At 47.8% G+C, this 291-nt stretch carries 1 protein-coding gene; it reads right to left on the reverse strand.

All coding sequences use genetic code 11. From position 1 onward, the window contains the following. On the reverse strand, window positions 1–291 hold a 291-nt coding region (locus CWC14_RS19095; RefSeq protein ID WP_138564435.1), incomplete at both ends, for a diguanylate cyclase domain-containing protein.

The following is a 291-nucleotide window of genomic DNA, read 5'->3' on the forward strand; positions in this document are numbered from 1 at the left end:
GGGTGCTCGCCATAAGCATCAAGTAATTGCGCGTGAGGTTGCTGCTGGTCGAAGTTTACGATGTCGCTAGCACGAAAATGGGTGTGCAAATCCATTAGATGATGACGTTGATGTGGCTCTTGCTGATCGTTGCCATAGCCTAGCAGCGGGTGATAAAACTCAAAGCGGCCTTTGCCAGTTTGTTTGGCATAATACATGGCGGCATCGGCATCACGAATGATTTCATCGGTATGGCTGTAGTCGCGTTTACTGTAAGTAATGCCAATACTGGCACCGCTTTGAATACAAATC

Origin of the sequence: Pseudoalteromonas sp. S3260, assembly GCF_005886925.1 — a bacterium.
GTDB lineage: Bacteria > Pseudomonadota > Gammaproteobacteria > Enterobacterales > Alteromonadaceae > Pseudoalteromonas > Pseudoalteromonas tetraodonis.